General features: G+C 68.9%; 10 protein-coding genes. 3 read left to right on the plus strand and 7 right to left on the minus strand.

Annotation, left to right across the window (positions count from 1 at the left end; all coding sequences use genetic code 11):
• Positions 1–92: 92 nt before the first annotated feature.
• Positions 93–296, plus strand: coding sequence for a hypothetical protein (locus tag WEE69_10290; GenBank protein ID MEX1145680.1), 204 nt, complete (start codon positions 93–95; stop codon positions 294–296).
• A gap of 16 nt (positions 297–312) precedes the next feature.
• On the opposite strand, the gene WEE69_10295 is transcribed toward WEE69_10290, so the two are convergent.
• The 4 genes from WEE69_10295 to WEE69_10310 are packed head-to-tail and all read right to left on the minus strand — an operon-like array spanning position 313 to position 4,424.
• Complete coding sequence (locus WEE69_10295; GenBank protein MEX1145681.1) at positions 313–1,125, minus strand: class II glutamine amidotransferase; 813 nt, start codon at positions 1,123–1,125, stop codon at positions 313–315.
• 9 nt (positions 1,126–1,134) lie between these two features.
• The gene (locus WEE69_10300; GenBank protein ID MEX1145682.1) at positions 1,135–2,697 is read right to left on the minus strand and encodes a peptide ligase PGM1-related protein; all 1,563 of its coding nucleotides are present in this window, start codon (positions 2,695–2,697) and stop codon (positions 1,135–1,137) included.
• Positions 2,698–2,741: 44 nt separating this feature from the next.
• The gene (locus WEE69_10305; protein MEX1145683.1) at positions 2,742–3,932 is read right to left on the minus strand and encodes a cation:proton antiporter; all 1,191 of its coding nucleotides are present in this window, start codon (positions 3,930–3,932) and stop codon (positions 2,742–2,744) included.
• Between the two features lie 6 nt (positions 3,933–3,938).
• Positions 3,939–4,424: a TrkA C-terminal domain-containing protein gene (locus WEE69_10310; GenBank protein ID MEX1145684.1), complete on the minus strand. Its 486-nt coding sequence runs from the start codon at positions 4,422–4,424 to the stop codon at positions 3,939–3,941.
• Between the two features lie 62 nt (positions 4,425–4,486).
• Between WEE69_10310 and chrA the strand changes: the two genes are divergently transcribed.
• Complete coding sequence (gene chrA, locus WEE69_10315) at positions 4,487–5,650, plus strand: chromate efflux transporter (GenBank protein MEX1145685.1); 1,164 nt, start codon at positions 4,487–4,489, stop codon at positions 5,648–5,650.
• Positions 5,651–5,662: 12 nt separating this feature from the next.
• On the opposite strand, the gene WEE69_10320 is transcribed toward chrA, so the two are convergent.
• The 3 genes from WEE69_10320 to WEE69_10330 all read right to left on the minus strand — a co-directional run bounded on the left by WEE69_10320 (position 5,663) and on the right by WEE69_10330 (position 7,899).
• Entirely contained in the window at positions 5,663–6,193 is a 531-nt protein-coding gene (locus tag WEE69_10320; GenBank protein ID MEX1145686.1) for a multicopper oxidase domain-containing protein, read from the minus strand.
• On the minus strand, positions 6,190–7,236 hold the full coding sequence (locus tag WEE69_10325; protein ID MEX1145687.1) for a DUF2330 domain-containing protein: 1,047 nt from the start codon (positions 7,234–7,236) through the stop codon (positions 6,190–6,192). Before WEE69_10325 ends, WEE69_10320 begins: the two co-directional genes overlap by 4 nt.
• Before the next feature lie 96 nt (positions 7,237–7,332).
• Complete coding sequence (locus WEE69_10330) at positions 7,333–7,899, minus strand: class I SAM-dependent methyltransferase (protein MEX1145688.1); 567 nt, start codon at positions 7,897–7,899, stop codon at positions 7,333–7,335.
• A gap of 190 nt (positions 7,900–8,089) precedes the next feature.
• Between WEE69_10330 and WEE69_10335 the strand changes: the two genes are divergently transcribed.
• Positions 8,090–9,760, plus strand: coding sequence for an NAD(P)/FAD-dependent oxidoreductase (locus WEE69_10335; protein MEX1145689.1), 1,671 nt, complete (start codon positions 8,090–8,092; stop codon positions 9,758–9,760).
• Positions 9,761–9,795 lie beyond the last annotated feature (35 nt).

Genomic DNA, 9,795 nt, shown 5'->3' on the forward strand with positions numbered 1-9,795 from the left:
GTGCTCGGGTTCGGCTCTTGGTTCGCGCTCGTGCCGGTCCTCGGTGCGACCCGGGTCCGTGCCGCCGCATTGCGGCTGCGCAGCCTGCCGCGATGGTCGCGATCGCCGACCTGATTCCCGATGCCGCCGAGCTGCCGGTGCCGGTGCCGGTCGATTTGACCGACGATGCGCTGGTGGAGCTGCATGCGCACGCAGCCGGACTCGAGGTGACCGCCGAGGTCTTGGGCGGCGTAGCGATCGAGCAAGACGCCGATCCGGGCACCACGCTGGACGTCGACCTGCCGTTTCTCGCGTAGACAACACCCCGCCGAGTTAAGACGCTTCGGCCCGCAGCCCGCCCATCGCCGAGCCCGGCTCGAAGCGCTCGGCGACGATCCCGTCGCGAATTACGAGGAACTCTCCCGCGGCGAGGCTGCGCCACCCCGACTCCTTGGTGAGCGGCACGCTCGCCACGATGACCGCGTGCTCCTCGGGCAGGTCCCCGAGCCGCAATGAGAGCCGGTAATCGTCGTCGGCCATGCCGATCTCGCCGAGGTCCTCGGCGCGCTTCTCCATCACGTGCAACGTCTTGTGGCCATCGTGATAGGCGAACAACGACCTTCCGTCCGAGAGGAGGAAGTTCACGCGGCTGTCGAGCCCCGAGAGCTCGCGACCGGTCGCGAGGACCTCGGCCGCGATCGCGTCGTCGGACGCACCGAGGCCGAGTCGCTCGATGCGGGTGAGGAGATGATGGAAGGACGTTTCCGAGTCGGTGTCACCCGCCTGCTCGTAGCGTCCGGTGTCGAGACGCGAGAGCTCCTGCACCGTGCCGTTGTGCGCGAACACCCACTCGCGCCCGAGCGCCTCGGCCTGGAAAGGGTGCGTGTTCTCGAGCGTGGGCTCCCCGATCGTCGCCGCGCGCACGTGGACGATGAACACCTCGCTCGCCGGGTGCTCCTTGGCGAGCTGGGCCGCGGTCTCGCTCTCGTCGGCGGGCAACGGTTCTTTGAGCACCGTCGGGTGACCGTCCTGCCACCACGCGATGCCCCACCCTTCGCGGTTTTGCTCCGCGCGGGGACGAAACTCCTTGAAGTAGACACCGAGATGCGCCGCGGGCGAGACCGACACTCCTAACAGCTCACACATGCGCTCTCGTCACCCCTCGGGGAGTGGACGCTCGGCGAGCGATTCGGCGGCTTCGGCGTTGAGCACCGAGATCGCTCGTTCGTACAGCTCACGCGCCTCTTCCGGCGTGTTGCCGACCGCGGTCATGCCGAAGTGTCCTGACTCGGTGAGCGCCGCCATCATGTGCAGGACGATGCCGGTCTGCCGCGACTGGTCGAAGTGCAGGCGGTGCCGCACCACGATGTCGAACAGGTCGTCGGGGGTGAGCCCGCGGTAGGTCGGCGATTCCACGTGATCGCTCGCGATGAAGAACTTCTGCTGACCCGACGGCGCCGTGAACATTGCCGTCTCGGCGTTGTAGGTGCCGTCGGTGAGGAACTGCAGGGTGAGGAACGGATGGGTCGTCCCGCCCTTGCGCAGGTTGATCTCGATCGCGTACGTGTCCCATTCCCCCGCGTCGTTGCGAACCGTCACGAAGTCCAGGGCAAAGCGCCCGATGACGCCTTCCTTCGCGAGCCGCTGCCCGATCTTGGCCGCTTCGCGGGTGATCGTGGGTGCGTATTCGGTGTTCGCAGGGAACACGCACCCCAGGTAGGACTGCCCGCTCTTCCCGCCGAGCAGCTGATCGTGTGTGGACAGGAGCTCCACATCTCCGAGCGGCGTCACACGCAGCTGCACGCTCGGGCTCTTGAAGTCCTTGCCCTGGATGCGCTCTTCGATCACGCCACCGCGCTCTTCGAGCTTGGACGTGTAACCGCCGTAGGTGGCGTCGGGGAGCTCGAACTCCATCGCCTCGACGGCCGCGCGAATCGCGTCGCGCTCGCCGTCCGCCCCAGGATCCGGAACCCCGGCGAGGTCGACGAGCGCGTTGCCCTCCCCGGACACGCCCTCGTTCAGCTTCACGAGCATCTGGGCGATCGAGGGCTTCTTGGCCCGGACGCCAACGATCGCGTCGATCACCTCGTCGACGCTCGAGAGGCTCTCGATCCCGAGCGGGTACGGCACTCCCTCCTCTTCGAACAGACGCCGGCACCCACTCTTCGTGCCGAGCGGGAAATGACGCGGGTCTGCGCCGTACATCGGGATGCCGAGGCGCACCGCGAGGTCGCGCTCGAGCTCGGTCGTGTTGTAAGGAACGAGGTGCGCGCGACTCTTGTCGGGGATCAACGCGCGGATCCGCTCCATCAAGCGTGGCCGTTCGAGCAGCTTGACCGACAGTGGCGCGGGCCCTCCGTCGAGCACCGGCACGGTGAACAAGCGAGGCCGAGCGTGGCTCGGGATCACGCCGGGCAGCAGGTCGAGGTAGTAGTCGATGACGCTCGGCAAGATGGGCTGCGACGTCACGTAGATCAAGCGAGCGCGCGGCTGCCGCAGCAACAAGAGGAGGAAGAGGTAGCGCTCCTCGTAGGGCTGCATGGAGATCGTGCTGCCCTCTTGGGTGTCGAGGCTGATCGACGGGACCACGACGATCGTCTGCTCGTCTTGGTTCATGGCCTGGATCGACTGCCAGAGCGGGACGAGCTTCTCCTGGAGGAGCTCGAAGCGCTGCTGGGCGTGCGGCGGTGAGCCGGGTACGGCCGCTTCGGTCTCCACACCCGCTCCTTCGCTTCCGGTGAACCGCCCTTGCCCGCGCTGGGTCAGCGTACCGAGCGACGAGGCACGGACGCGCCGGGCGCGAGACGGTCGGCGAATCGGGTGAGGATTGGTCCGGTCACGGCCAGCAGCAGGACGTACGCACCCGCGAGCGGAACGAGATCGGGTTCGACGCCCGCGGTAAGTGCAAGCCCCGCGATCACGATGGAGAACTCGCCCCGCGCGACGAGGACCGTGCCCGCTCGCATCCGGCCCCGCGGTCCGGCGCCGACGCGCCCAGCCGCGTACCAGCCCGTCGCGATCTTCGTGACCGCGGTGACTACGGCTAGGGCGAGCGCGGGCAGGATCACATCCGGCAGCGTCGCCGGATCGATGCTGAACCCGAACAGGACGAAGAACACGGCGGCGAACAGATCGCGCAATGGCGCGACCAGCGTGGTGACGCGCTCTTGGAGCGGGCCCGACAGTGCGATGCCGACGAGGAAGGCTCCGACCGCGGCCGACACGTCCAGCTGTTGAGCGACACCCGCGACCAGCAGCGTCGTCCCGATGAGGCCGAGCAGCAAAGCCTCGTCGGTGCGGGCATGGAGCACGCGCGTGATCTGTGGCCCGAATCGCATCGCCGCGACGAGCACCAAGGCCGCGACGCTCAGCGCGAGCACCACGGACACCACACCCTCGCCGAACGGCCGCCCCGCGAGCATCACGCCCACGATCGGCAGGTACGCCGCCATCGCGAGGTCCTCGATCACGAGCAGGGTCAGCACGCTCGGCGTCTCTCGGTTCCCAAGCCGACCAAGGTCGGCCAGCACTTTGGCGATCACACCTGACGACGAGATGTACGTCACGCCGCCGAGCAGAACGGCGGCCTCCGCGCTCCATCCGAGTGCCAGCCCGGCCAGCGCGCCCGGCGTTGCGTTGAGCGCGATGTCGAGCACGCCGGCGCGCCGGCCGGTCTTCACGCCGTCGGCGAGCTCGGCGGCGGAGTACTCGAGACCGAGCGTCAGGAGGAGGAGCACGACGCCGATCTCCGCGGCGAGCTGGAGGAAGTCGGCCGAGAGGTCGGGGGCGGCAAGGCCGCCCTCACCGAACACGACCCCCGCGAGTAGATAGGCCGGAATTGGGCTGACGCCCACACGATCCGAAAGCCGCGCGAGCACCGCGAGGCCGATCGCGATCGTCCCCAGCTCCACGAAGGCCAGTGCGACGTCGTCGGACGCCGCCCCGAGCAGCACTGCCGGCTAGCCCTTGCGCACGCGCGCGGTGAACGCCTCGAGGCCCTCGGGTGCGCCGACCGCGACCGCCACGGCCCCGGCCGCGAGCACTTCGTCGGCACCGGGCGCGGCGATCGGCTCACCTTCACCGATGATCGCGACCACCGAGACGCCCGTCGTGGTGTGGACAGCCGCTTCCTTCAGCGTGTTCCCGGCCCACTCGCTACCAGCCTCGATGCGGATCCAGTCGATCGCGAGACCTGCAAGATCCTGTTGCATCGCGGTGAGCTCCGACGCAACGCGTGACGCGCCGAGCAGTTCGGTGAGCGTGCGTGCGTCGTCGGCGTCGAGCTCGAGCGAGAACAGACATGCTTCCGGATCTTCGGCGGAGTACACGAGCAAGTCGCGCCGGCCCGTGCGGTGCACGAGCACGCCGACCCGCGCTCCCGATGCGATCTCGAAGTCGTACCTGACCCCGATGCCGGGGAGCTTGGTCTCGGTGACTTCCGACATGTGCCGAGCGTATGCGCGGGGAACGCTCGCTTTCCTCGGCAATGGAGGGCGATCATGGCCCCATGGGCGTCCCTCGCATGCCTGCGCCCACCGGGGCCCCACTGACCGAGGTCGTCGCCCAGTGGGGACGCATCGGCTGCATTGGCTTCGGCGGACCACCTGCACACATCTCCCTTCTGCGCGAGCTGTGCGTCGAGCGCAAGCGATGGATGCGGGAGCGGGATTTCGAAGACGCGGTTGCGGCGTGCAACCTCCTTCCTGGGCCGGCATCCACGCAACTCGCGATCTTCTGTGCGTGGCGCGTCGCAGGACCGGTCGGGGCCGTCGTCGGCGGGGCGGCCTTCATCGTCCCCGGGCTCGTCTTCATCATCGGACTCGCGATCGTGTTCCTCGCGGGGTCGCCACCGAACTGGGTGCAGGGTGCCGGGGCGGGCGCCGGTGCAGCGGTGGCCGCCGTCGCGGTGCACACCGGCGCGAGCCTCGCCTCGGCCAGCTGGGCTCGTTCCCCCTCGCACTGGCGATGGATCGCCTACGCCGCTCTTGGCGGCGCGGCCGCCGCGACCGCGGGACCGTGGCTCGTGCTGGTGCTCCTCGGTTGCGGCGCGATCGAGTCGGGACTTCGGCAACCGCGCCACGACGGGGAAATGGGCATGCACCTCGGTCCCGTCCTCGTCGCCGCGGCCACGGCGACCGGTGGCCTGCTCGCGCTCGCATGGGTCGCCATCAAGGTGGGAGCGCTCTCGTACGGCGGCGGCTTCGTGATCATCCCGCTCATGCAATCCGACGCGGTCCACACCTACCACTGGATGACCGACGCGCAGTTCCTCGATGCCGTCGCGCTCGGCCAGGTCACCCCGGGTCCCGTCGTCCAGACGGTCGCGGCCGTGGGCTACGCGGCCGCCGGGATCGGCGGCGCGCTCCTCGCCGCGTTCGTCGCCTTCTCTCCTTCGTTCGCGTTCGTGCTCGTCGGCGCCAAACGGTTCGACCGCATCCGCCAGGACCCGCGCGTCCGTGCCTTCCTCGACGGGTCCGGTCCCGCGTCGGTCGGCGCGATCATCGGTACCGCGATCCCGCTCGCGCTCGCGCTCGACGAAGCGTGGCAGCTCGGCGTTCTGGGCGCCGCGGCGGTCGCGCTGCTCGTGCTGCGCCGGGGCGTCGTGCTCACGCTGCTGCTGGCAGCCGCGGCCGGGATCATCGCGAGCCAGGTGGGCGCGGCGATCCCCTAGCTGTCCGCGATCTCAGTTGGTGGGAGGCTTCACGACGACCTCGCCCACCATCCCGTACGAGAAGTGGCGCGGAAGGTGGCACGCGAAGACGACGACGCCCTGCGTGTGGAAGGTGTACGTGGTGGCCGCCGTCTCACCCGGAGCCACCGACACTTCTCCTGGCACCGCGCCATGCACGCCGTGCGTCCCCGCTTCATGGATCGCGTGCACCTCTTCGCCACCCACGATGAACTCGTGGCCGATCGGGTCGTGGTTGACGACCTCGAACGTGACGGTCGTGTGCTGACGCACGACCACGCGGGCCGGCGACGGGCGGCCTGGACGGCCGTCGCCGGAGGAGACGTCGCTTGCGGCGTTGACCAACGGTGGCAGTTTGAAACGGCTGTGCTCGACGTGCAGCGTGACCGTGACCGGTCCGGGACCAAGCACGCCGCGAGTGGCCGCGGTGCCGTCGCCCGATGCGAACGCGTAGCCCGCTACTGCGACGCTTGCGGCCATCCAGGTGGCGGCGAGGATCGCGCTCCACCGTGTGCCGCGCCTCACGAGGCGGCTCGCCCGGTGGCGCGACGCCGCGCACAACGACCAGTGAGCAGGAACGCGCCCACCCCACCGACCAGCACCGCGATCCCGACTGCGATCGGCCACGACGCCGCGTGGTCCGTGAGCTCCCTGATCCCGGCGGGGCTGATCCCGGCGGCTACCGCCGACGGATCCTTGTCGTGGGTCGAGATCGCGAGGTCGTAGTCGAGCTCCCCAGCCGGCGCGTCGAGCGACAGGTACGAGAGCCACATCTCTGACGGCACCCACTCCATGCCCTTGTCGGACCGCAGGTCCGAGAGGAGGAACTCAGATGCGGGCTCGCTGCGCTGGAGCGTGAGGCCGTCGCCGCCGGCGAGCAGCTGTGGCTCGTCTGGCGTGAGGAGGAACACGTCGGCTTGGACGACCTGGTCCCCGTCGAGACCGAGACCGAGGATCCGCAACGGGACCCATGGCTCGTCGGTCGGGATGGTGAGCATGATCGGCGTGCCGTCACCGCTCTGCTGGCCGAGCTCGGACGCACGCGACGCGTCGAAACGCGCGGCCATGAAGATCGGGCTCCGCTGGGCATAGAAGTCGAGCACTTCGGGCGCGTCGGGGGTCAGGAGGAACCCGTGCTCGATGGCCCACTCGCCGACGGCGTCGCCGCCACCGCGCAGGATCGTGATGTCGAGCGCATCGATCTGCGTCTCGAGCAGGACCTCGGCGTCCTTGGGTGCCGCGAGGCTCTCCGCGCTCCCCGCGGCGAACCGCACCGGCGGCGCGACCTCCTGCTGCAGCCGCTGGAGCGTCCAGTCACCGCCGCGCCCCACGTCGGTGGGCACGCCGGGCAGCGGGACGATGGAGCCGACTTCTTCGCCCTCGCCCGTGAACTCGAAGCTGGTCACGTAGCGCTCCACGCCGTCGTGATAGGCGGCGAGCGTGGTCGTGCGCACGAGCTCGATGCTCCCGTTCTCACCCACGAGCCCTCCGCACGCGCCCGCCGGGACGGCGAGGACCGCGAGTGACGTGGCAACGAGTCCGAGCAGGCGCAGCGGTCGAGCTGTCATGTCGAGACCCCCGAAGTCGGTGGCGGTCCGCACAGCGGTTCGGTGCGGTACCGACTTCGACGGTCACGGCCGCGGCCGGGTTCCCGCCTTTTCTGTCTACGCGCTGGTGCGGGCCGCGCAGGTCCAGCCGAGGTCGTACAGACCGACGTCGATGTCGGTGAAGCCTGCCGTGGCCAGGCGCACCGCCAGGTCGTCGGGGTTGATGGGGTTGTACGTGTCACCGGCGTGGAACTCGTCGTACTCGTCGCGCGGCGTGCTGTCGGCCGCCACCAGCACCCCGCCGGCGCGCAGCACGCGCGCAAGCTCGCGGAAGATGCTGTCTTGCAGGTCGCTGGTCGGCACGTGGTGCAGCATGTTGAGCGATACCGCGCTGGTGAACCGATCGTCGGGGAAGTCGAGCGCGGTCGCGTCGCCCTCCACGACGTCGACGTTGGTCCCGGCGAGGCGCTGTTGGAGCGAGCCAGCGAGGTCGGGGTCGATCTCGACTGCGGTGAGCCGCTTCGCCCCGTTGCGCAGCACGTCGGTCACGAACCCGAACCCAGGACCGACCTCGAGGACGTCGTCACCGAGGTCGAGGTCGCGGATCGCCGCCGGGAGCACGATCTCCTCGATCATCTGACGCCACTCCGGGCTCGAGCAGAAGTCGAGATGCGCTGCGTTCACGCCGTCGAGTCTATGAAGCCGGCCGAAGGGGGAGCCGGGGGGACAGATCCTCCCGAGATCGCGCCCGCCGATGCACGTTGCAGGGGCCATGAAGCCGCTGTTTCGACGCGACGGCACGCTGATCATCTCTCCGCCAGTGCACGTGCGCTGAAGGAGGTCCTAGCGTCTCGGGCGTGTTCGAGCGTCGCGCATGAGCAGTTCGCACCGGCCGGGGCCGCCCGGGCATGACGGAGACACACTCCGTGTCGACGTGGTGGTCGTGGGCGCCGGGATGGCGGGCCTGTACGCCCTGTACCACTTGCGCGAGCTCGGGTTCTCGGTGGTCCTCCTCGAGGCTGGCGGCGGTGTCGGGGGAACGTGGTACTGGAACCGGTATCCGGGTGCGCGCTGTGACGTGCCCAGTCTCGAGTACTCCTACGGCTTCTCCGAGGAGCTCCAGCAGGAGTGGGAGTGGTCGGAGGTCTTCCCCGCGCAGGACGAGCTCGAGCGCTACTTCAATCACGTCGCCGACCGGTTCGACCTGCGCCGCGACATCCGTCTCAACACCCGCGTCGCGGCGGCGACGTTCGACGAGGACGATTCGACGTGGTCCGTCGAGACGGAGCACGGCGACCGGATCACGGCACGGTTCTGCATCATGGCGACGGGTCCGCTGTCGATGCCGAACGTCCCCGAAGTAACGGGCCGCGATGCGTTCCGAGGTCGGGTGCTCCAGACGAGTCGATGGCCCGAGGGAGAGCTCGACCTCGCCGGCAAGCGTGTTGGCCTCATCGGAACAGGCTCGTCAGGTGTGCAGACGACTCCCGAGCTCGCTGCGATGGCAGGACACCTCCATGTGTTCCAACGCACCCCCACGTTCACGTGGCCGTCGCGCAACGGGCCGATGGACCCCGAGGTGCAGCAGGCCTGGAAGCGGGACTACGCCGCGGTGCGCCGGCAGCAGCGCGAGTCGTACGGCGGTGTGACCGGATCGACCGGGGCGATCATCATCCAGGCGCCTGGCGAGAAGCCGATCCTCGAGTCGACCGAGGCCGAGCGGTTGGCCATGCTCGACGAGCTCGGTTTTAACGCCTCGCGGGCGTGGAGCGACGTGGCGATCAATCCGGAGGCGAACGAGCTCGGTGCCGAGCTCTACCGAGAGATGGTGCGCCGCACGGTGAACGATCCGGAGCTCGCGGAAGCGCTGTCGCCGAGGGGCTTCCCGATCGGGTGCAAGCGTCCGGTCATCGATTCGAACTACCACGCGACCTTCAACCGCGACAACGTGACCCTCGTCGATCTCCGGCGAGGCGGCATCCAGAGGATCACCGAGACAGGGATCCAGACCACGGAGCGTCACTACGAGCTCGACGTCATCGTGTTCGCCACCGGCTTCGACGCGCTGACCGGCTCGCTCGCGCGCATCGACATTCGCGGCCGAGGCGGTCTCTCGTTGCGCGATGCGTGGGCTGAGGGCCCGCGCACATATCTCGGGCTTCAGATGGTCGGCTTCCCGAACCTTTTCACGGTGTCAGGGCCGGGGAGTCCGTCGGTGCTCGTCAACATGGTGGTGGCCAGTGAGCAGCACGTCGAGTGGATCGGCGCGTGTCTCGCACATCTGCGCGAGCACGGCTTCAGCACCATCGAACCAACGCCCGAGGCGCAGGCCGCGTGGGGCGAGCACGTGAACAAGATCGCGCAGGGAACGATGTACACCGCGTCGACCTGCAACTCCTGGTACCTCGGTGCCAACATCCCCGGCAAGCCACGCGTGTTCCTCCCGTACGTGGCCGGGCTGCCGTCGTACATCGAGGCGGTCGACGGGATCGCAGCCCGCAGCTACGAAGGATTCGAGATGAGCAGTGGAGGTGATGGGACATGAACCCCACGACTTCTACGTTGCGAAGGTCGTTGACG

This window comes from Acidimicrobiia bacterium (assembly GCA_040881685.1).
Taxonomy (GTDB): Bacteria; Actinomycetota; Acidimicrobiia; order IMCC26256; family PALSA-555; genus SHVJ01.